Source organism: Nocardia grenadensis NBRC 108939 (genome assembly GCF_001613445.1).
In the GTDB taxonomy this organism is placed as follows: domain Bacteria; phylum Actinomycetota; class Actinomycetes; order Mycobacteriales; family Mycobacteriaceae; genus Nocardia; species Nocardia grenadensis.
In genome coordinates this window covers 1-22590 of sequence record NZ_BDCJ01000006.1, presented here as the reverse complement: position 1 = coordinate 22590, position 22590 = coordinate 1, and the positions used below count along the sequence as shown (strand labels likewise).

The window sequence follows — 22590 nt, the reverse complement described above, 5'->3', positions numbered from 1 at the left end:
GGGGTGATCCGCACCCCGTCGTCAAGATACTCACCATCGACCCCGGAAGCCATTTATCCGACATCGACGTTCTCCTGGCCCGAAACCGCACTCGGTGGAGTGATATCGAGTGGTGGGTCACTTTCTCCGCCCGCCGGTATGCGATCGGTGGGAGGTAGACCCCCTACCTATCAGGCGCCGTGCTCCGCGGCGAGTGCGGGCGACCGACTCGACGCACCGAACCAGCCGGTCAGCGCCGCATGAAGTCCGTCTGCCGCGATATCGGCCGGTTCGCCGACGGCCGCGGCCCAGGCGATGTGTGCGTCCGGGCGGATCAGTAGCGCGTCGGCCGGACGCTCGTCGGTGGAGACTGTCCGGATATCGACGCGGTCCTGCCACCCTCGGGCGACCTCGCGTATCTCGGCTCGGTTGGCGAGATCCAGCAGGATCGGTCGTGCGGAGTGCAGGAGGTCGGCGACGGTGGTCTCCCCGGTATCACTGGACAAGGCGAGGTCCGGGGCGAACGTTCCGGTCAACGGATGGTTGTTCGGGTTGGGTAGGTCGTAACGCACATCGGTTCCCGCGATGAAACCGGCGATCCGGCGGGCGGACTGCTCGTCACCGAGCAGTTCCTGGACCACTTCCCGCAGCGCGTCCGCGGCCGGGTCGAGTCCGCGCCGCAACGCCACCTGGGCGCGGGTCTGCCGCAGGGCACGAGCCCCCGCGTAATGACGTTCCGCGTGGTAGCTGTCGATCAGTCCGGGTGGGGCCCAGCCGTGGATATCGGCGGCGAGTTTCCAGCCGAGGTTCACCGCGTCGAGCAGGCCGGTATTGAGCCCCGACCCGGTCGCGGGTAGCAGGTGGGCGGCGTCGCCCGCCACCAGGATCCGGCCGGCGCGGTAGGTCTCGGCGTGGCGATCCTTGAAGGTGGAGCGCGCCAACCGCAGCGGTTCGCCCAATGGGATCTCCGTGCCGAGCACCCGGCGCACACTGTCCCGGAATTCGGCGAGGGTCATCGGCTCGTCGTCGGTGATATCGGTGGACTCGTCCTCGGTGGTCGAGAACATCAGCATGTCCGGGGTCGGTGCCCCGTATCCGAAGGCACCATGTGCGGTGCGGGTGAAACCGGTGGTGATCCGGCCCATGCCCGGAACGTCGAGGTCGCCGTTGTCGAGGCGGGTCACCGAATCCGGCACGGTGACCTGGCACACCCGGTTCACCTCGGGATAGGTGCTGCCGGTGAAAGCGATACCGGCCATCTCCCGGATACGGCTGCGCCCGCCGTCGCAGCCGACGAGGTAGCGCGCGGTGATCCGGTACGGACCATCCGGACCGGACACCTCCGCCGTCACCGAGGTGTCATCCTGACGCACCCCGACCACCTCGTGGCCGCGGCGGATATCCGCACCGAGCTCGCCCACCCGCTCGGTGAGCAGTAGCGCGGCGGCGGGGCGGGGGAGGTCACGGCCGCTTCGACCCGCTCCAGCAGCCCGCGATAGTGCAGCATCTGCAGGATCTGCCCACCCAGGCCCTGGGCCTTCTGCGTGGTCCTGGGCTGTGGGTACTTCTCCAGGAGCAGCGGCCGCACCCCCGCCAGACTCAGTTCGGCGGCCAGCAGCAGGCCGGTCGGGCCCGCGCCCACGATGACGACCTCGGCCTCCACCTCCGGCCGCCGCCCCGTGGTTGGCTCCCCGTGCCCGTTCGCCGACGACTGCACTCGCACCTCGCAAACCCTTCCTGTCCCACGCTTGTGGGCTCGGCCGGCGAGTATGCGGCACCACCCGGGCCTTGCCGCAAGTCCCCGGGTCGGCTATATCTTGAAAGGGGCGGGGTCGAGTCCACTTCACGAATCCGCGTGCGTAGTCGACGTATTCTTGGCGTTCGCCCCGGGCTGCGCCGTCGGCGGCCGCCGACGCGTCGCGGTGATGCTGTACGTGAGGATCGACGACAGCAGGATCACCAGCACGGGAGCGACCACCGGCGCCCATTCCAGTTCGACCGGCAGCAGGGCCGCTCCGCCCGCCGCCGCGGTCCACAGGACCGCGCCCGTCACCGACGGGAGGGTGGTCGGGACGACACCGCGCGGTGCGGTGACGGTCGCGATGTTCAGCAGATAGGCGGTCGCCACCAGCCCGGCCGCGGCCGCCGCGACCAGGCCGGTATCGGAAAATGCGAGCACCCCGATCACCAGCAGGACCGCGCCGACCGCCGCCCAGCGCCACCACCAGCCGACCACCACCAGCACGATCGCGGCCGGGGCCGCCCACGGCTGGATCAGGGCGACCAGCAGCACCAGCAGCGTGCCGGACAGATGCGCCAGGAATTTGATCACCGGCGCAGCCTGGTCATCCGGCGGTGCCGCGGCAGCAGGCGCATGGTCTGGTCGAGGCGGGTGTCAGCGGCCCACGGGACGATATCCACGCCGACCGTGCTCATATCGCGGTACATCGACATCCGTTCGAGCTGCCACATCTTCTCCATGGTGGGGTCCAGATCGCCGGCGAACGGGCTGCCGCGCAACACATCCACCGCCACCACCACATGTCCGCGTTTGCGTAGGTCGATCAGCGCGAGAGCGAACTGGGTGTCCAGCAGGGTGGTGAAGGCGACGATGATCGCGCCGAGCGGGACCGCGGCGTAGGGCGCCAGCGTGCCGGTGGTGGAGATGTATTCGTCGCCGACGTCGAGCACGGTGTCGACGATGCGATAGAACTGCCGGCGGCCGATATCGGGACGCAGCCAGCGCGGCGACTGCCCCAGGCAGACCACAGCGGTGCGGTCGCCGGCCTGCAGTGTGGACTGCACCACCTGCGCCGCTCCACGCACCGACAGTTCCAGCGCGTCGCTGGCGGGCCCGGGTGCCTGCTGGGAGGTGTCCACCAGGACGACGACGTCGGCGGAACGGTTGGTCAGGCGTTCGGTTACGTACAGACGGCCGCGGCGGGCGCTCACCGCCCAGTTCACGATGCGCAATTGGTCACCGGGGGCGTAGGCGCGGATATCGGCGTACTCCACGCCCGGTCCGTGCCGGCGGGTGAGGTGTACGCCGAGCCGTTCGGGAAGTTCGGTGCGCGGCAACCGCATCCGCTGCGGATCGGTGATCGGGTAGACATAGATCTCCCCGGCGGGCAGGGTCGCCGTGGCCAGTGCCATCCCGGCCGGGCTCAACGCCTTGACCCGTACTTCTATCGGGTACCGACCCCACCGCGCCGCCGAGACGGTCATCCGGAGCCCGGCCGGGGCCACCCCGGAATCCGCGGACTCCTCCACCGTCACCGTCATCCCGTCGACCACGACCGGTTTACAGCGCAGCAGCGCCTGCCCCTGATCGACGAAGGCGGCGATTGTGACCGTGACCTCCTCGTTCTCGAAACACCGTTGGGTACCGCCGCCGTCCACCTGGATCCGGGTACGCGACACCTGCCAGGGCGCACTGGCCAGCACACCGAGCATGGGCGAGGCAAATACCACCAGCTGCCAGCTGCCCGCCACCACCGCGACCAGCAGCGCGACGGCCGAGGCGATGGCGAGCAGGTAGGTGAGCGGGGCGGGACGCCAGCGCAGGCGGGCCTCCACCGTGGCACTGGCGTCGCGATGTCTCATGGCGTGGCGGCGCGGGGAACGGGCAGGCGGCGCAGCAGTTCGCTGATCACATCCTCGCCTCGGATGCGCCGCACCCACATCTCCGGCCGCAGCGTGATCCGGTGCGCCATGGCCGGGATCGCGAGGGCCTTCACATCTTCGGGGACCACGAAGTCACGACCGTTCAGCAAGGCCCGGGCGCGGGCCATCTGCACGAGATCCAGTTCCGAGCGGGGACTCGCGCCGACCTCGACCTGCGCGTGGGCCCGGGTAGCGCTCGCCAGCGCGACCACATAGCCCACCACGTCCGGGTGGACCGAGACGAACTCCACCGAGTGCCGCATCTCCAGCAGGCCTTTGGCATCGACCACCTGGCCCACCTGCGGCGGCACCGCGCCGCGTTCGAGCCGGCGGCGGATCATCTGGGTCTCGTCCTGCTCGGACAGGTAGCCCAGGCGCAACTGGATGGCGAACCGGTCCAGCTGTGCTTCGGGCAGCGGGTAGGTGCCCTCGTATTCGATGGGATTGTCGGTGGCGAGCACGATGAACGGCTGGGGCAGCGGGAAGGTCTCACCGTCGATGCTGACCTGCCCCTCGGCCATCGCCTCCAGCAGCGCCGCCTGGGTTTTCGGCGGGGTGCGGTTCACCTCGTCGGCGAGCAGCATATGCGTGAACACCGGGCCGCGGCGGAACGTGAAACGGCCGGTGGACATGTCGTAGATCGTGGAGCCGAGCAGGTCCGCGGGCAGCAGGTCGGGGGTGAACTGCACCCGGGTGAAGTCCAGGCCGAGGGCGGCCGCGAACGACCGCGCGATCAGTGTTTTGCCCAGTCCGGGCAGATCCTCGATGAGCACATGCCCGCCGGACAGGATCGCGATCATGATGAGCTGGAGCTCTTCGCGTTTGCCGACCACCACCCGGGAAACCTCCCGGAGCACGGCCTCGGTGCGTTGGACGGTCGCGTCCAAGGGCATCGTCATGTGTTTTCTCGCAATGGGTCGACCCGTTTCACATTCTCTGAAGGCGGCTCAGGATCTCGTCCAGAGCCGCGCGGCCCGGCGCGGGCGTGTTCTGGTCACGCAGCGCCGAATCGGCCGGATCCACCCAGCGCCACAGTTCGGCGCCGAAGAGATGGATCCCGGCACTTTCCAGCGCCCGCCGGTTCTTGCTGACCCGCAGACCGGCGGACAGTTGGAACTCCTTGGCCAGCAGCGGCCGCAGATGCCGATCCCAGTCGGCGCGGCTGCCGTCGGCGCGGTCGACGAGCATAACGGCTCGGGCATGCCAGTGGCGCAGCATTTCGGCGGGCCCGTTCTCCATCTCGTCGGCCAGTTCCTTTTCCTTCTTCTCCGGGCGCAGCAGCACCCAGACGAAGCAGCACAGCGCGATCGCGACCGGCACCCCGGCCGCGATCAGTACGAATTCCCGGGCCCGCAGGCACGCGACCACCTCGAGACCCACGACCGCGACGATCGCGGCCACCACGATCCAGGGTCTGCTCATCTCGGTCCCACCCCACTCGGCACACCGGTATGCGGTGGTAGGGCGGGCGGATAGCCGCCGGGATCCAGGGCGGCTGATACGGCCGGATCCGGGGTGCTCTGCAGGTCGGAGAGCGCTACGCGCAACAGCTGTTCGGCCCGCATCCGCTGCCAGGACAGCATGGAATGGGGGCTGAACCGTGCCTCCTCGAACAGCGCGACCAGTTCCCGGGCCGACGCCTCGTGCAGGGCCCCGTGTTCGAAGGCGCGCGCCAGCACTTCCATGGGTGTGTCGGAGGCCAGCGGGGCCAGACCCCGCGCGTAGACCAGGCCGCGTTCCATCGCCAGATAACAGGCGATGATCGCGGCGCGCGGGTCCTGACCGGCCGCGTTCATGGCGGCCAACCCCATCTCGGCGGCTTTGACCAGGGTCTCGGTATCGGTGGTGGGCAGGTCCCCGGCGGCCGGCGACTCGTCGTCGGGTTCGTCGGCATGTTCGCGCCGCTGCGTGTTCACGGTGACGACGACCAGACCGGTCACGGCCACCGCCACCAGGGTGCTCGCGGCCGCCGTGGCCAGGAACAATCCGGTGCCGGTCAGGATCGGCTGGTCCGCCTCGGTCCCGGGCGGCGTCGCGGGATGCTGCGGGGCGGGGGCACCGGGCGGGGCGGCCGGAACCGGTTCGGCGACGCGCTGGAACCCGATGAAGTAGACGGCGAACACGATCGCCGCGAGGACACCGACGAGGGCCAGTAGGAACAGCACGGCCAAGCCGACGCGGCCAAGCCGCCAGTGCGACTCGGTATCGGAATCGAAGTCGGGCAAAGCCAGCGGAAGCCGATGCTGGGAGGCGATCACCCCGGCCAGCAGCACCACGATCGAGACGGTGAGCAGTACCGGCATCAGCGCCACGGTGAGAGCCGAGGGCGGGCCGCCCGCCGAACCGCTGCTGTCCGGCATGCCCGGGATATGTCCGCGCAGCGCGATGACAGCGCAGAACAACAGCGCGAACACCGCCACAATGCGCGCGATCAGCGCCCGCGACCCGGCCAACCCGATACCTCGAACCTGCTTACTGCCAAGAACAGCCACATGCTTACATGCCGGGCGGCCGGCCCGGGAGTGAATCGGCAATATGAAATGACGAGTTTTTCACGTTTATCAGCCCTTGCCGGCAAACGTACCGCCCATTGCGGGATCGACAGTTATATCTTGTTCCCCGCTGTGAATACTCACAACCTCGGCGAAGACACGGTGGCCGATTCCGATGTCCGAATCCGCCGCTGAGCTCGAACGTCGAACGGACGCCGCGCCGCGCCCGGACACGGCGCGGTGGTTGTCTATCGCGGTAGACAGCGAAACCGGCGCCGGGCCGGTCAGGCAGCCCGGTCCGCGCTCAGCACCAAACCCGAGGTCGGCACCCCGGTCCCCGCGGTGACCAGGACGTTCTCCACCTCGTCGACTTGATTCACCGAGATCCCCCGCAACTGGCGCACGCCCTCGGCGATGCCGTTCATGCCGTGGATATACGCCTCCCCCAACTGCCCGCCGTGGGTATTGATCGGGAGTTTTCCGCCGATTTCGATAGCCCCGTCGGCAATGAAATCCTTGGCTTCACCGCGCGGGCAGAAACCGAGTTCCTCCAACTGCATGAGGACGAACGGGGTGAAGTGGTCGTACAGAATTGCGGCCTGCATATCGGCGGGCCGCAAACCGCTCTGCTCCCACAACTGGTCGCCGACCAGGCCCATCTCCGGTAGCCCGGTCAAGGCGTCGCGGTAGTAGCTCGTCATCACGTACTGGTCGGCGCCGCTGCCCTGCGCCGCGGCGGTGATCACGGCGGCCGGATTCGGCAGGTCCCGCGCCCGCTCCACACTGGTCACCACGATCGCCACGCCGCCGTCGGATTCCTGACAGCAGTCCAGCAGATGCAGCGGTTCGGCGATCCAACGCGAATTCTGGTGATCTTCCAGGGTTATCGGCTTGTTGTAGAAGAACGCGTTCGGGTTCACCGCCGCGTGTCTGCGGTCGGCTACCGCGACCCGGCCGAAATCGGCCGAGGTCGCGCCGTAGACGTGCATGTACCGCCGGGCGACCATCGCCACCTGCGCGGCGGGCGTGCCGAGACCGTGCGGATAGGACCAGCCGGCGTCGATACCGGAGGAGGTGGGCGCCGCCGCCAGCGAGGTGGAGAACTGCCCGAACCGGGACACCGACCGTTCGTTGAACGCCCGGTACGCCACGACCACATCGGCGACTCCGGTCGCCACGGCCATCGCCGCCTGCTGCACGGTCGCACAGGCCGCGCCGCCGCCGTACCCGATATGGCTGAAGAACGTCAACTGCGGAATGCCGACCGCCCGCGCGACCGCGACCTGCAGGTTGGTATCCATCGTGAAGGTGGTCAGACCGTCGACATCGGCCGGGGTGAGCCCGGCGTCGGCCAGGGCCGCGGTCACCGCCTCGGCGGCCAGCCGCAGTTCGCTGCGGCCGGATTCCTTGGAGAAATCGGTGGCGCCGATCCCGGCGATGGCGGCCCGGCCGGACAGGGGGTGTTGCGAAGTACTCATGCGTTCCTCATTCCGCGGGCTGGATGGGACTGTGCGTGGTGGCTGCGCTCACGCCACGCCTCCGGCACCCGGTACGGTCGCGACCACCGTCGCGACGATGTGATCGCCCAGACTGTCCTTGCCGACGACCTCCAGCCGGACGTCCTCGCCGTCGAGTTCGACGACCTTGCCGGTGAGGGTCAGGGTGTCGTACGCGTACAGCGGCACCCCGAGCCGCAGCGCGATGGATTTCACGACCGTGCTCGGCCCCGACCAGTCGGTCACGAACCGCTGCACCAGGCCGGTATCGGTGAGGATATTGACGAAGATATCCTTCGAGCCGCGTTCGATCGCCTTGTCCCGATCGTGGTGCACGTCCTGGAAGTCGCGGGTGGCCAGCGCGGTGCTGATGACGAAGGTCGGATCGGCGTGGATCGACAGTTCGGGCAGTTCGGTCCCGACCCGGACCGTGCCCGGATCGAATGTGGCGGTCATGCGGTCACCTTCCAGAACGGCAGCACCGTATCGTCGTCGAGCTTCTCGAAACCGGCCACGACCGCCAGCCCGACCTCGACCTGATCGGGTTCGACACCGCGCAGTTCACCCAGCATCCGCACCCCCTCGTCGAGTTCCACCAGCGCGACCACGAACGGCAGCTCCCGCCCCGGCACCTTGGGCGCGTGGTGCACGACGTAGCTGAACACCGTGCCCTTACCGGAGGACACCACGTAATCGACCGGTTCGGTCTTGTCCTGCCAGATGGCCGGGATCGGAGGGTGCCGCAGGCTCCCGTCGGGAAGCTTCTGGATCCGCAGCTCGCCGGCCTTCGTACCCTCCCAGAAGAATTCGGTGTCGTGGGAGACCAGCGGCCGCACCCGTTCGGCCGGCGCCGGTTCCGGGGCGGCGGCCGCACCCGGGGCGAACTTCAGGATGCGGAACAGCATCTCGGTGACGAGTTCGTCCCCGACGTGCCAGCTGGTGCGGTAGGTCAGGAAGAACCCCTCGCCCAGCCCGGTACGTTTCGGGCCCTTGATGCTGTCCAGCGCGCTGGTGATGCTCACCTCTTCACCGGGCCGCAGGTAGCGGTGGTAGATCTGCTCACAGTTGGTACCGACCACCGAGGTGTACCCGGCGGAGTCGAGCAGCGCGTTGGTTGCCTCCATCGGATCATCGGACGGGCGGCGACCACCCAGCCCCAGCATGGTCCAGACCTGGGCCATGGCGGGCGGGGCCACGATCCCGTCGAAACCGGCGGCCTTCGCGGCCGCCTCGTCGACATAGACGGGGTTGCTGTCGCCCAGCGCCTCCACCCAGTTGTTGATCATCGGCTGGTTCACCGGGTCGCGGCCGGGCCGCGGCGCGCTGGCCCCGGCCGCCTTGATCCGCTCCGCGGCGGCGATGATCGCTTCCGGGGTACTTGTGTCCGGCACGCTGCTCCTTAGGGTCGGGTGGTTCGAGAGGGTGCCTCCGCCGGCCGGCCGCGGCCGGGCTCATCGAATCAGCGGGGTACGCGCGGCAGTTTCAGGCCGGCGGAGGCGACGAGTTCGCGCATCACCTCGTTGACGCCGCCGCCGAAGGTCACCACCAGGTTCTGCTTCGTCCGCCGGTCGAGCCAGTTCATCAGCTCGGCGGTCGCGGGGTCGGCCGGGTCGCCGAACCGGCCGATGAGCTCCTCGGCCAGCCGACCCGCCTCCTGCAGCGATTCGGTCGAGAAGATCTTGGTCGCCGACGCGTCCGCGATGACCTGCGACGGATCGATGTTCGGATCGTCGGCGGTGGCCGCGACCTGCCAGTTCAGCAGCTCGTTGAGCCGGGTCATGGCGTGGATGCGCCCGAGCGACGCGCGCGCGTCGGGATCGTCGAGTACGCCGCGCGGCCGCGCCCAATCGCGGACCCGGTCGTAGAGCTGCTCGATCTTGCCCGACGGTCCCAGACTCACCCGCTCGTGATTGAGCTGGGTGGTGATCAGGCGCCAGCCCTTGTTCTCCTCGCCGACCAGCATGTTCGCCGGAACCTTGACGCCGTCGAAGTAGGTGGCGTTGGTGTGATGGGCACCATCGGCGGTGATGATCGGGGTCCAGGAATAGCCCGGATCCTTAGTATCCGCGATCAGGATGGTGATCGCTCGGTGCCGGTCGGCCACCGGGCCGGTGCGGCAGGCCAGCCAGATGTAGTCGGCCTCGTGCGCGCCGGTGGTGAAGATCTTCTGACCGTTGACGATCCAGTCGCCCGCCTCGTCGCGGGAGGCGCTGGTGCGCAATGCCGCGAGATCGGTACCGGCCTCCGGTTCGGAGTATCCGATGGCGAAATGGATATCCCCGGCGAGGATGCCGGGCAGGAACTTCTCCTTCTGCTCCCGCGTGCCGAACTGCTGCAGCGTCGGACCGACGGTCAGCAGAGTGACCAGCGGCAGCGGGACATCGGCCCGGGATGCCTCGTTGAAGAAGATCTGCTGTTCGACCGGGCCGAAACCCTGGCCGCCGTACTCCTTGGGCCAGCCGACACCCAGCCAGCCGTCGCGGCCCATCCGGCGCACCACCTCGCGGTAGGCGTCGCCGTGCCGGTTGACCGCCATGGCTGCGGACTCCTCCGGCGTGACGAGGTCGGCGAAGTAGGCGCGCAGGTCGTCACGTAGTTTGCGCTGTTCGCTGGTCAGATCTACGAACACCCTGCCCCCAATCGTTCGAGCCGCAGCGCGGCGCCGCCCAGCCAGCGGGCGAGGTCCTTGGACTGTGAGTAGTAGCGATGCATCGAGTGGGTGACATCCACTCCGATCCCGCCGTGCAGGTGGTGACATTTCTGCATGGCACGCGGAAGTTCCGCGGCCACAGTGTAGGCGAGCACATTCAGATCGTCGTCGATCCGCTGCTGCCGCTCCGGGCTCGAATCATCCTGTCCGAGAGCCCAGTTCGCCGAGACCGCGGCCACATGCAGCGTGCGGGACACCACATAGAGGTCGGCGATCTGCTGGGCCACTGCCTGGAATTCGGCGAGTGGCCGGTTGAACTGCTGCCGGGTGCCCACATGGGCGGCGGTCGATTTCACCGCGCCCGCGAGCAAACCGTCGGCCGCCGCGCCGATGGCAGCGAGCGCGAACCGGTGCAGCCGCGGGCCCGTGTCCGGCAGCAACCGGTCGGCGGACACCTCGACTCCGTCCAGTCTCACCGAGAATTCGGCGAGTTCGCCGGATACGGCCGAGGGGGTCAGCAACAGACCCGGAGCGTCCGAATCGACCACCGCGACCCCGGAATCCGTGGTCACCAGCAGCCAGCGCGCCTGGTCGGCGCACGGCACGGCCACCTTGTACCCGGTGATCCGCACCTTGTCGCCGGTCACTTCGGCCTTGGTGGTGGGCTCGATGGTCAGGGGCGCGCCGGGTTCACTGATGGCGGCGGTCAGCACCGCGCCCTCGGCGACCGCAGGGAACACCTCAGCGGCCACCGCCTCGGGCGCCGCCTCCAGCAGCGGCAGCACGCCGAACCCCAGGGTGGGCAGCGCCGGTGCAGCCACGGCATCGGTGGCCAGTTCGGTCAACAGCACCGATACGGCGTCGATACCCATGTCATCGCCACCGAACCGTTCCGGTAGCGCTACCGACAGCAGGCCGGTAGCCGCTATCTTGGGCCAGAGTCCGGCGTCGCGCGCCGCCTCCCGCTCCAGTAGTCCGACGACGACCTCGGCCACCGCCTCTTGAGCCTCGTCTCGGGTGAAGTCCACGTTCTGCTCTCCAGTCGTTGCACTGTGTTAGCCGGCCGCGTCGCGGGGTAGTCCGAGAATCCGCTCGGCTGCCACGGTCAACAGGATCTGCTCGGTGCCCCCCGCGATCGACAGGCAGCGGGTGAGCAGGAATTCCGACGTGTCCTCGGTGACCCGCGCCCCGGCCGGGCCGGCCACCTCGACGGCGAACTCGGCGACCGCCTGCCGGTGCCGCACGCCCACGAGTTTGCGCACACTGCTCTGCGCGCCGGGGTCGGCCCCGGCCAGGATCCGGACCGCCGCGCGCTGTTCCAGCAACAGCCCGGCGATGGCGTCGGCGACGAAACCGCCCAGCCGGTCGTTCAGCAGCTCCGATCCGCGTCCGGTCGCCGGAAGTTTGGCGATCAGCTCCTCGAGTGCCGGTCCGATCCCGTTACCGCTCATGGCGACCCGTTCGGCCGACAGCGTGGAACGGGCGATCTTCCAGCCGTTGCCCAGCGCGCCGACCACGCAGTCGTCGGGAACGAAGACCCCGTCCAGGAAGACCTCGCTGAACCGGGCCTCACCGGTGATCTGCACCAGCGGCCTGATATCGATCCCGGCACTGCGCATATCGACCAGGAAATAGCTGATGCCCTTGTGCTTGGGCGCGCTCACGTCGGTGCGCGCCAGGCAGATGGCCCAATTCGCTTCCTTGGCCAGCGAGGTCCACACCTTCTGGCCGCCCAGCACCCAGCCGCCCTCGGTGCGTTCGGCGGTGGTGCGCAGGGCGGCCAGATCCGAACCGGCCCCCGGTTCGCTGAACAGCTGGCACCACACCACTTCACCGTGCAGGGTCGGCCAGGCGAACCGTTCGATCTGCTCGGGGGTGCCATGCTGCAGCAGGGTCGGGATCGCCCAGCCGCCGATGGTGAGGTCGGGAACGGTCAGCCCGGCCCGGCGCAGCTCCTCCGAGATCACCAACCCGGTCATCGGGTCGGCACCGCGACCGTAGGGCTGCGGCCAGTGCGGCATGATCAGCCCCGCGTCGGCCAGTGCTCCGCGCTGCTGCGGGGCCGGCAGCGCGGCGATCCGCGCGACCTCGGCGGCGAGTTCGTCGGTGGCCACCTCGGTTTCGGTCTCACCGCCGGCCAGCGCCGCATCGGCGAAGACCCGGTCGGCACCGGTGGTACGGCGTTTACCGCCCCGGGTCAGCTCGGTGACGCGGGCCCGCCAGTGCGACGCGCCGCCCAGCAGCTGGCGCAGCGCGGTCGCCCGACGCAGGTACAGGTGGGCGTCGTGTTCCCAGGTGAAGCCGATCCCGCCGAGTACCTGGATGCAGTCCTTCGCGGTCTCCACGGCGGCATCCAGGCTGATGGCGGCGGCGATCGCGGCCGCGATCGGTAGTTCGGCGCCGCCGGAATCCACCGCGGCGGCCGCGTCGGCGGCCACCGACCGGATGAGTTCGGTGCGGCACAGCATCCACGCGCAGATATGTTTGATCGCCTGGAACGACCCGATCTGCCGCCCGAACTGCTCGCGAACCTTCGCGTAGTCGACCGCTGTCGTCAGGCACCAGCCGGTCACGCCGGCGAGCTCGGCCACGACCAGCGCGACCAGCAGGTCTTCCACCGCGTAGCCGGGGGTGAACACCGCGTCCGGTTCGACCCGGACCTCGGTGCAGCGGACCCGGGCCAGCGGCGTGGTCAGGTCGAGCGGTTCCAGGGCCTCGAGCTGCAGTCCGGGCGTATCCGGGCCGAGCAGGCACCAGCGCCGGCCGTCCGCGGTGTCCACCGGCAGCAGCACCGCGGTCCCGGGCGCGGCGCCGAGCACCGATTCCCAGCTACCGCTGAGCGTTCCGGCAGCGTCGAAGACCGGTACCGTCCGGCCGGCTTCGGGCGCGGTCTCGTCCCCGGCGACCGTGTCCAGCGCGATCCCGCAGGGCTGCTCCTCCGGCAGCCGCCCGGCGGTCACCAGCCCGGCGACCGCGGTGGTCAGCAGCGGGCCGCCGACCATGTCGTGTGCTGCCTGTTCGATGAATACGGCCAGATCGGAGACCGATCCGCCCGCGCCGCCCGCCTCCTCGGCCACCGCCACCCGGAAGATTCCGAGATCGGTCAGCGTTGCCCAATATGTACGCCAGAAGTCGGTCGCGTCGGCCCGCATTGTTGCAATCGGTTGGGCCGCCGCTGCCCACCCGCTCATCGACTGCTGAACGGCTTTATGCTCGTCAGTGGTGGCGATGGTCACAGTCCATACCGCCTTTCCGGCGTGACTCCCACACCTAGAACATGTTCTAATATCCACGGTGGGCGGAAGTCAAGAGAAGCGCCCACCGCATTGCCGCACGCGCTGACGTCCGCGACACGTCACGGAAAGGAAGTCCCCTCCATGGCCAGCCCCTCCCGTTCCCAGCCCGGCGATCCGGGTGCGGCGACAGCCGCCCCCGTCACCACGCTGCGGGAGGACGAACTGAGCTCGGCCGCGCAGCGGGAACGCCGCAAGCGGATCCTGGACGCCACCCTCGCGCTCGCCTCCAAGGGCGGCTACGACGCGGTGCAGATGCGCGCGGTCGCCGAACGCGCCGATGTCGCGGTCGGCACCCTGTACCGGTATTTCCCCTCCAAGGTGCACCTGCTGGTTTCGGCACTGGCCCGGGAGTTCGAGCAGTTCGAGGGCAAGCGCAAACCGCTGGCGGGTCAGTCGCCACAGGAGCGGATGCATGTACTGCTCTCCCAGATCACCCGGATGATGCAGCGCGACCCACTACTCACCGAGGCCATGACCCGCGCGTTCATGTTCGCCGACGCCTCGGCCGCCGCCGAGGTGGACCGGGTCGGCAAGGTCATGGACCGGGTCTTCGCCCGGGCCATGAACGACGGCGAACCCACCGATCGCCAGCTCGCCATCGCCCGGGTCATCAGCGATGTGTGGCTGTCGAACCTGGTCGCCTGGCTCACCCGCCGCGCCTCCGCGACCGATGTCTCCGAACGGCTCGAACTGACCGTGGATCTCCTACTCGGTCAACGCTCCTGAGGCCTGCGCCACCGCGCCCGCCGACCGGGCGGCCGACTGCTCGTCGACCCGGTGGGACGCGGGGGTGATCAGGCGTTCGCTGCGGTGTCGCGCGAGCCGGAAAAACCTCGCAATCCACCACCGGCGCCGGTGAGCTCGGCCCTCGGATTCCGCGCCGGCCGCCACCGGGCGCGCCTCCGCTCGCACGTCGAGCCGGGGGCACCCGCCCACACTTCCCGCCGAATCGGATCAGCGGACGTGACACAGTATTGTCATGCGCGCCCCCTCTTAACGAAAACTCCGATCAATAGGTTGGATGTGTGAGCGCACAGGATCTGCCACTGGAACTCCGCCGAGCGCTGTCGACGGTCGCACGCGTCCCTCGACTGCTCGTCGCATCGGACTACGACGGGACACTCGCTCCCATTGTCTCCGATCCGGCCAAGGCGTACCCGCACGGGGAATCCGTGCGGGCATTACGCGCGCTGGCCGGGCTGTCCGGCACCACGGCCGCGGTCATATCCGGCAGAGCGCTGCGTGACCTCGCCGCCCTCTCCCGGCTACCGGTCGAAGTGCAACTGATCGGCAGCCACGGCTCGGAATTCGACGTGGGTTTCGTACACGCCATCGACAGTGACGCCAGGCAGTTGCTACGGGAAGTGGTGACCGCCCTCAACAAGATCGCCGCTGACCATCCGGGCGTCACGGTGGAGACCAAACCCGCCAGCGTCGCGCTACATGTGCGCAACGCCACCCCCGAGATCGGCCGCCGCGCCCTCGGCCAGGCCCGCCAGGGTCCGGCCTGCTGGGTCGGTGTGCAGGTCACCGAGGGTAAGGCCGTGATCGAACTGGCTGTGGTGCCGACCGACAAGGGTTCGGCCCTCAGCACGGTCCGCCACCAGGAAAGCGCCTCGGCGGCGGTGTTCTTCGGCGACGACGTCACCGATGAGAAAGCGTTCCGCGCGCTGAGCGGACCCGATATCGGTATCAAGGTCGGCGAGGGCGAATCGCTGGCCAAATACCGGGTCGACAGCACCGAAGCGGTCTCGCACGCGCTGGCATTCCTGCTCGAGGAACGCCGCACCTGGCTGGCCGGCGCCAGCGCGCCCCGGATCGAACGGCTGACCATGATGGCCAGTCCGCGTTCGGTCGCCCTGGTCACCCCCGACGCCACCGTCACCTGGTTCTGCCACCCGGAACCGGATTCGGCCGCCGTCTTCGCCCATCTGCTGGGCGGTATGGACGCCGGGCACTTCTCCATCACCCCGCAGCGACCGGGCCTGCCGCTGTCCCAGCGGTACGTCGACGGCACCATGACCGTCGAGACCCGCTGGGCGAAACTGCAGGTCACCGACTATCTTCCGCATGACGTGGACCCCGACCGCACCGATCTCACCCGGGTGATCACCGGTACTGCTCCCGCTGAGATCAGCTTCGCCCCGCGTCCGGAGTTCGGCCAGGTTCCGGTGTCCATCCAGGTGGAAACCGACGGCCTGCGGGTCTGGGGCACCAACGATCCGGTCGTACTGCGCGCCCCCGGGGTGCAGTGGCAGATCCACAGCGACGGCGCACACGATACGGCCACCGCGATCGTGGACCCGTCCGACAGTCCCATCGTCCTGGAACTGCGTTGCGGCACACACGATCTCACCCCCGCCGCCACCGGGGAGGGCGAACGGCGGCGGATCGCCGAACTGTACTGGAAGGAATGGGCGGCGACCCTGGACCTGCCCGCCCTCAAACCCGATCTGATGAAACGGTCCGCGCTCACCCTGCGCGGGCTGGTGCACGCCCCGTCCGGATCGATCCTGGCCGCGGCCACCACCTCGCTGCCGGAGGATATCGGCGGCGTTCGCAACTGGGACTACCGCTACTGCTGGCTGCGCGATGCCGCGCTGACCGCGAGCGCGCTGGTCTCGCTGGGTTCCCTGGGCGAGGCCGAACAGTATCTGGAATGGGTGCACCGGGTGCTGGAGACCCTGCCCGGCCCCGAACGCCTGCACCCGCTGTACACCATCTACGGCGAAACCCTGCCGCCGGAGGCCGTGATCGATCAGCTGCCCGGCTACGCCGGATCCCGGCCGGTGCGGGTCGGCAACGCGGCCAATATGCAGGTCCAGCTGGACGTCTTCGGCCCGATCGTGGACCTCATCACCAGCCTGGCCCACGCCCGGGAGAAGCAGGGCACCACCGATCCGCGCAAGGTACTGCCCGACGCCGACTGGGAACTCGTGCACGCCATGGTCTCGGCGGTGCAGCGCCGCTGGACCGAACCCGACCACGGCATCTGGGAGATCCGCGGCAACCCCCGCCACCACGTCTACTCGAAGGTGATGGGCTGGCTCACGATCGACCGGGCGCTGACCCTGGCGGAGAAGTTCGACCGGACCGTCGACAGCGACTGGGCGCCGCTGCGCGAAACCATCGCCGCGGAGGTCAAGGCCAAGGGCTGGAACGACGAAGTGCAGTCCTACACCGCCGCCTACGACGGCACCGATCTCGACGCGGCGACCCTGCACATCGGACTCAGCGGCCTGATCGATCCCACCGACCCGCGGTTCGCCGCGACGGTGGTGGCCACCGAGGCCGAACTGCGTAGTGGATCCACGGTGTACCGCTACCACCACGACGACGGTCTGCCCGGCGGCGAGGGCGGGTTCCACCTGTGCGCCGCCTGGCTGGTGGAGGCCTACCTGCTGATCGGCAAACGGTCCGACGCCGAAGCGCTGTTCGCGCAGCTGGTGGATGTGGCCGGACCCACCGGGCTGCTCAGCGAGGAATACGACCCGGTCGCCGAACGGTCCCTGGGCAACCATCCCCAGGCATACAGCCACCTGGGCCTGCTGCGTTGCGCGCAGTTGCTCGGGAAATAGAGTCGGCCGCTCGGTGAGCGAGGACGGCGGGCCGCGGAGCGCCCGCCGTCCCAACGCTTTCCGGCGGGTGGATCGGCGCCCGCGGCCCGGAATGACCGCGCGCCGGGAACTGTTGGAACTGGGCGGTCGGTTCAGAGCTCCTCACCAGGGCTGCTAAAGTAAAACGGAAACGATTTCCATTAACCCTGGTAGGTACTTGCCGTGTCACCTCACTATGCCCGTAGCGCTCTGATCATCGCCGTGGGGGTGGCGACGACCGCGGCGCTCACCGCCTGCGGCGGGGCCGGCTCCGATTCCGGTAAACCGTCGGTAATCGCCTCGACCAATGTCTGGGCCGATATCGCGAGCACCGTCGCGGGACCCGATGCCGACGTCTCCGCCATCATTTCCGACCCCACCGCCGATCCGCATTCGCACGAAACCTCGGCATCGGAATCCGCGCAACTCAGCGATGCCGATCTGGTCGTGTACAACGGCGGCCACTACGACGAGTTCATTGCGAAGGCGATCGAGGGCCGCGACAAGCGCACCGTCGAGGCGGTCGCAGCCCGGGACGAGGCGATCCGGGACGATTCGAACGAGCACGTCTGGTACGACATGGAAACCGTCGCGCTGGTCGCCGGACAGATCGGCGAACAACTCGCCGAGATCGATCCCGCGCACGCCCAGGACTACACCGACCGGGCGGCGCAGCTCGCCGACCGGCTGGAACAGGTCGGCGCGAGTACCGACGCGATCGCCGCCGATCACCCCGGCACCCCGGTCCTGCAAACCGAACCGCTGGCGTACTACCTGCTCCAGGATGCCGGTACCGTCGACCGGACGCCCCGGGACTACCAGGAGGCGATCGAGCAGGAAACCGATCCGTCGCCCGCGGCGGTCGCCGCCACCCGTGACCTGATCACCGGCAAGCAGGTCGCGGTCCTGGTCTACAACGTGCAGACCGAGGACAAGGTGGGCCGGGAGCTGCGCGATGCCGCCGTCACCGCCGGCATACCGGTGGTGGAGGTGACCGAAACCCTGCCGTCCGGAACGGATTTCGTAACGTGGCAGACGCAGAACGCCCAGGCGCTCGCCGACGCCATCGGCTGACGGCACCCGAGGAACGGATGGATCGATATGAGCAGCGATATCGCCTCGACAGCGCACCGTGCCACGACGGCCGGTGACGGCAGTGTCGCGGCCGAGCGCTTCGACGACTCCGCTCGGCCCGCGCCAGAGCCCGCCGTACGGCTCGAAGGGGCCACACTGGCATTCGGCGACCGCGTCCTGTGGCGGGAACTGGACCTCAGCATCGCCCGGGGCGAGTTCATCGCCGTGCTCGGACCCAACGGCTCCGGAAAGACGTCGCTGCTCCGGGTGCTGCTCGGCCAACTGGCCCTGAGCTCGGGCAGCGCCCGGATCGCCGGTGCCGCGCCGCGCGCCGGCCACCCGGATATCGGTTACATACCGCAGCAGCGAACCATCGACGCGGGCGTGCAGTTACGCGGTGTCGACCTGGTCGGTCTCGGCGTGGACGGCCACCGCTGGGGGCTGGGTCTGCGGGCACGCGCCGAGCGCCGGCGCAAGGTCGCCGCCGCGATCGCCGATGTCGGTGCGGAGAGGTTCGCCGAGGCCCCGCTGGAGAGCATGTCCGGCGGCGAACAGCAGCGGTTGCGGGTGGCGCAGGCACTGGTCGGCGATCCCTCGGTGCTGCTCTGCGACGAACCACTGCTGAGCCTCGACCTGGCCAGCCAACAGCTGGTCTCCGGGCTGATCGACGCCCGCCGCCGCCACCACGGCACATCGGTGCTTTTCGTCACCCACGAGATCAACCCGATCCTGCCGCTGGTGGACCGCGTCCTCTACCTGGTCGGCGGGAAGTTCCGGATCGGCACCCCGGACGAGGTCATGACCTCCGCGGTCCTCTCCGAGCTCTACCAGACCGAGGTCGATGTGCTGCGCGTCCGGGGCAGGCTGGTCGTGGTCGGCACCGGCGACACCATGGACGCCCTCGGCACGGCCGGCGCGCACTGTCACGGGGAGCCGGGGACCCCGCACGCCGGTGACCCCCTGGCCGAACTCACCCAGCGAGCGGGACAGGCGAACGGATAGATGGACAAGCTCTCCGAGATGCTGGGCGAGATCTTCGATATCCAGACCACCGCGCACCTGCTCGGCTACGACTTCGTACAGCAGGCCGTGGTCGCGGCGGCCCTGCTCGGGCTGCTCGCCGGGGTGATCGGCCCGCTGATCATCAGCCGGCAGATGTCGTTCGCGGTACACGGCACCAGCGAGCTCTCGCTGACCGGTGCGGCCGCCGCGCTGCTGGTGGGCGCGGGCGTCGGGCTCGGGGCGATCGCCGGGTCGGTGGTGGCGGCCGTGCTGTTCGGGGTGCTCGGCACCCGGGCCAGAGAGCGCGATTCGGTGATCGCGGTGGTGCTGTCATTCGGCCTCGGCCTGTCGGTGCTTTTCCTGTGGCTCGGTCCCGAACGCGCGGGATCGAAATTCTCGCTGCTGACCGGACAGGTGGTGAGCGTAGGTTTCGGTGGCCTGACGCTGCTGGCCACCTGCACCGCCGCGGTGCTCGCCGTACTGGCCGTGGTGTACCGGCCGCTGCTGTTCGCCAGCACCGATCCCGAGGTCGCGGTGGCCCGGGGTGTGCCGGTGCGGGCGCTGTCCATCCTGTTCGCGGTGATGCTCGGGATCACGGCGGCTTTCGGTGTCCAGATCGTCGGTGCCCTGCTGGTGCTCGCACTGCTCATCACCCCGGCGGCCGCAGCGGCACAGCTCACCGCCGACCCGGTGCGGGCCACCGTACTGGCGGTCGTCTTCGCCGAGATCTCCGCGGTGGGCGGCATCCTGCTGTCGCTGGCGCCGGGGGCGCCGGTCTCCACCTTCGTCACCACGATCTCGTTCGTGATCTACCTGGTCTGCCGGGTGATCGGGGTGCGGCAACGACAGGTCGCCCGGGTCCGCTGAGTAGCTGCGGGCAGGTGCCTTCAGTCCGGGTGGCAAAGTTTCGTATGCTCGTCCTTCAACGCCCCGGACGAAGGTGACCACATGATCGACTTCACGATTCCCGCCGAGCTCGCCACCGAACGTGACCGGGTCCGCGCATTCGTCGCAGACAAGATCGTGCCCTACGAGCGCGACCCACGGCTCACCTCGCACGGCCCCACCGACGAACTCCGCCAGGAACTCGTGGAACTCGCCCGCGCCGAGAACCTGCTGACCATCCAGGCCTCCACCGCGCTCGGCGGCCGCGGCCTCACCCACGTGGAACAGGCCGTACTCTACGAAGCCGCCGGCTGGTCGACCCTGGGCCCGGTCGCCATGAACTGCGCCGCTCCCGACGAGGGCAATATGTTCCTGCTCTCCAAGATCGCGAACCCGGAACAGACCGAGCGCTACCTCCGGCCGGTCATCGACGGCCACCAGCGCTCGGTGTTCGCCATGACCGAACCCGACGGCGCCGGCTCCGACCCCGGCCAGCTCGCCACCACCGCCACCTTCGACGGCGAGAATTTCGTCATCGAGGGCCGGAAATGGCTGATCACCGGCGCCAACGGCGCGAAAACCTGGATCATCATGGCGCTGCTCGGCGACAACCCCCACCTACCCGCCGGCCCCACCCTCTTCCTCACCGACGGCGACCGGCCGGGCATCGTCATCGAACGCACCATGAACACCATGGACCGCAACTATGTGGCCGGGCACTGTGTGGTCCGCTTCGACAACCTCACCCTCCCGAAATCAGCACTGCTCGGCGAGGCGGGCCAAGCCCTGCGCTACGCCCAGCTGCGCCTGGCCCCCGCCCGCCTCACCCACTGCATGCGCTGGCTCGGCGCCGCCGAACGCGCCCAGAGCATCGCCATCGACCACGCCAAAACCCGTACCGCCTTCGGCAAGACCCTCGGCGAACACCAGGGCGTCTCGTTCATGATCGCCGACAACGAGATCGCGCTGCATCAGTGCCGGCTGACCATCTGGCACACCTGCTGGCTCATGGACCAGGGCGAGAAGGCCCGCCACGAGAGCTCGATGGCCAAATCATTCGTCTCCGAGGAACTGTTCAAGGTCGCCGACCGCTGCGTCCAGATCCTGGGCGGTATCGGCGTCAGCGACGAGACGGTGGTCGAGATGATCTTCCGCGATATGCGCCCCTTCCGCCTCTACGACGGGCCCACCGAGGTCCACAAATACGCCATCGGCCGCAAAGTTCTGCGGTAACTGCTGTGTTTATTGGCGGCGCCTTCGGCGCCGCGGGGTCGAGGCCCCCGAAGGTCCCGCCGTTCAGGCCTCGAGACTCGAGCCTTCGGCTCATGCGCTTTCGAGGCCTGAACGGCGGGACGGGCCTCGCCCCTTTCAGGGCCTGGTAAGACTCGGCACCGAGCAGGCGCTGCTATTCGTGGAAGTGATCAGATGCCAGGTCGGCCGGGCGGTCGAGTCGGCATCCGACACGGACATCGGATGCCGACGTAACCCACGTGCGTCGAGTGTTGCGAGACACCTCGAAGGGTTGCGGCCCGTCTCGCCCCTTGGCCGAAGGTGCTCAACGGTCGCTCTCTATGGACGGCCCACCGCACATCGCATGAGCCGAAGACTCGAGTCCCGAGGCCAAAACGGCGAGACCAAGGGGGCCTCGACCCCGCGCGCGCCAGCGCGCCGAAAACACAGCACCTTCACGAGCAGGCCCACATCCCCCACCTTCGCGAGCAGGCCCACGTCCCCCGCCTTCGCGAATCAGCCCACAGCCTCAGCCGGCGCGCCAAAACACAGCACCTCAACCAAACAAACCCACGTCCCCCGCCTTCGCGAATCAATCCACATCTTCAACCGGCGCGCCGAAACACAGCCACTCCGCCGGCAAACCCACATCCCCCGCCTCCCCGAACCGGCCTACATCCCCAACCCCCGCGCGCGCCCCGGCGCCATAAACCCGGCTACCATCCGAGCCATGAGTTCGGAATTGCTCGTCGATGTCTCAGCGGGCATCGCCGTCCTCACGTTGAATCGGCCGGCGAAACAGAACGCGTTCAACCCTGCTATGACCGAGGCCCTGGGGGCCGCGTTGAAACGGTGTGACAGCGAGGACGCCATCCGAGTCGTGGTGATCACCGGTACCCCGCCCGCTTTCTGTGCGGGCGCCGACCTGTCGGACCGGGTGGGCGAGGTGAGCGCGAGTATCGATCCGCCGCCGTTCCGGGTGCGTAAACCGGTGATCGCGGCGGTCAACGGGCACGCGGTGGGTGCCGGGCTGGCGCTGGCGCTGCAGTGCGATCTGCGCTACATGGCCGACGACGCGGTCTACGCGCTGAGCCAGGTCCGGCGCGGGGTCCTCGCGGACGGCTACGCGCACTGGACGCTGCCACGGCTGGCCGGGCTGGCCAATGCCGCCGATATCCTGCTCACCGGCCGTACCTTCGACGGGGCGGAGGCCCGGGCCATGGGTTT

At 68.9% G+C, this 22590-nt stretch carries 18 protein-coding genes and 1 pseudogene; 7 read left to right on the top strand and 12 right to left on the bottom strand.

Annotated elements, in window-relative coordinates:
- Positions 1-170: 170 nt before the first annotated feature.
- The 12 genes and pseudogenes from NGR01S_RS06980 to NGR01S_RS06920 form a co-directional block, all read right to left on the bottom strand.
- Positions 171-1757 (bottom strand): annotated as a pseudogene (locus NGR01S_RS06980) (FAD-dependent monooxygenase); the annotation flags it as partial.
- Positions 1758-1822: 65 nt separating this feature from the next.
- Positions 1823-2311: a hypothetical protein gene (locus NGR01S_RS06970; protein WP_063035370.1), complete on the bottom strand. Its 489-nt coding sequence runs from the start codon at positions 2309-2311 to the stop codon at positions 1823-1825.
- Positions 2308-3582 carry a DUF58 domain-containing protein gene (locus NGR01S_RS06965; RefSeq protein WP_063035369.1) on the bottom strand — a complete coding sequence of 425 codons (1275 nt, stop codon included), beginning with the start codon at positions 3580-3582 and terminating at the stop codon, positions 2308-2310. The genes NGR01S_RS06970 and NGR01S_RS06965 overlap by 4 nt, the downstream gene beginning before the upstream one ends.
- Complete coding sequence (locus tag NGR01S_RS06960; RefSeq protein ID WP_063035368.1) at positions 3579-4541, bottom strand: AAA family ATPase; 963 nt, start codon at positions 4539-4541, stop codon at positions 3579-3581. The genes NGR01S_RS06965 and NGR01S_RS06960 overlap by 4 nt, the downstream gene beginning before the upstream one ends.
- A 28-nt stretch (positions 4542-4569) precedes the next feature.
- Positions 4570-5064: a hypothetical protein gene (locus NGR01S_RS06955; protein ID WP_063035367.1), complete on the bottom strand. Its 495-nt coding sequence runs from the start codon at positions 5062-5064 to the stop codon at positions 4570-4572.
- The gene (locus NGR01S_RS06950) at positions 5061-6134 is read right to left on the bottom strand and encodes a DUF4129 domain-containing protein (RefSeq protein WP_218020743.1); all 1074 of its coding nucleotides are present in this window, start codon (positions 6132-6134) and stop codon (positions 5061-5063) included. The genes NGR01S_RS06955 and NGR01S_RS06950 overlap by 4 nt, the downstream gene beginning before the upstream one ends.
- Before the next feature lie 284 nt (positions 6135-6418).
- Positions 6419-7612 carry a lipid-transfer protein gene (locus NGR01S_RS06945; protein WP_063035366.1) on the bottom strand — a complete coding sequence of 398 codons (1194 nt, stop codon included), beginning with the start codon at positions 7610-7612 and terminating at the stop codon, positions 6419-6421.
- A gap of 48 nt (positions 7613-7660) precedes the next feature.
- Positions 7661-8086: a MaoC family dehydratase gene (locus NGR01S_RS06940; protein ID WP_063035365.1), complete on the bottom strand. Its 426-nt coding sequence runs from the start codon at positions 8084-8086 to the stop codon at positions 7661-7663.
- Positions 8083-9021: a bifunctional MaoC family dehydratase N-terminal/OB-fold nucleic acid binding domain-containing protein gene (locus NGR01S_RS06935; protein ID WP_063035364.1), complete on the bottom strand. Its 939-nt coding sequence runs from the start codon at positions 9019-9021 to the stop codon at positions 8083-8085. The genes NGR01S_RS06940 and NGR01S_RS06935 overlap by 4 nt, the downstream gene beginning before the upstream one ends.
- Positions 9022-9089: 68 nt before the next feature.
- The gene (locus tag NGR01S_RS06930; RefSeq protein WP_063035363.1) at positions 9090-10259 is read right to left on the bottom strand and encodes an acyl-CoA dehydrogenase family protein; all 1170 of its coding nucleotides are present in this window, start codon (positions 10257-10259) and stop codon (positions 9090-9092) included.
- Entirely contained in the window at positions 10250-11308 is a 1059-nt protein-coding gene (locus NGR01S_RS06925; protein ID WP_063035362.1) for an acyl-CoA dehydrogenase family protein, read from the bottom strand. The genes NGR01S_RS06930 and NGR01S_RS06925 overlap by 10 nt, the downstream gene beginning before the upstream one ends.
- Before the next feature lie 27 nt (positions 11309-11335).
- Positions 11336-13516, bottom strand: a complete 2181-nt coding sequence (locus tag NGR01S_RS06920) for an acyl-CoA dehydrogenase family protein (RefSeq protein WP_063035361.1) — start codon at positions 13514-13516, stop codon at positions 11336-11338.
- 141 nt (positions 13517-13657) lie between these two features.
- Between NGR01S_RS06920 and kstR the strand changes: the two genes are divergently transcribed.
- The 7 genes from kstR to NGR01S_RS06880 form a co-directional block, all read left to right on the top strand.
- Positions 13658-14302 carry a cholesterol catabolism transcriptional regulator KstR gene (gene kstR, locus NGR01S_RS06915; protein WP_063035360.1) on the top strand — a complete coding sequence of 215 codons (645 nt, stop codon included), beginning with the start codon at positions 13658-13660 and terminating at the stop codon, positions 14300-14302.
- A 299-nt stretch (positions 14303-14601) separates the two neighbouring features.
- Positions 14602-17154, top strand: a complete 2553-nt coding sequence (gene otsB, locus NGR01S_RS06905; RefSeq protein WP_063035358.1) for a trehalose-phosphatase — start codon at positions 14602-14604, stop codon at positions 17152-17154.
- A gap of 201 nt (positions 17155-17355) precedes the next feature.
- Entirely contained in the window at positions 17356-18246 is an 891-nt protein-coding gene (locus NGR01S_RS06900; RefSeq protein ID WP_063035357.1) for a metal ABC transporter solute-binding protein, Zn/Mn family, read from the top strand.
- Positions 18247-18273: 27 nt separating this feature from the next.
- The gene (locus NGR01S_RS06895; protein WP_084480448.1) at positions 18274-19248 is read left to right on the top strand and encodes a metal ABC transporter ATP-binding protein; all 975 of its coding nucleotides are present in this window, start codon (positions 18274-18276) and stop codon (positions 19246-19248) included.
- On the top strand, positions 19249-20115 hold the full coding sequence (locus NGR01S_RS06890; RefSeq protein ID WP_063035356.1) for a metal ABC transporter permease: 867 nt from the start codon (positions 19249-19251) through the stop codon (positions 20113-20115).
- 81 nt (positions 20116-20196) lie between these two features.
- On the top strand, positions 20197-21366 hold the full coding sequence (locus NGR01S_RS06885) for an acyl-CoA dehydrogenase family protein (protein ID WP_063035355.1): 1170 nt from the start codon (positions 20197-20199) through the stop codon (positions 21364-21366).
- Positions 21367-22093: 727 nt separating this feature from the next.
- A partial coding sequence (locus NGR01S_RS06880; protein ID WP_169811877.1) for an enoyl-CoA hydratase/isomerase family protein occupies positions 22094-22590 on the top strand: 497 nt, incomplete at its 3' end.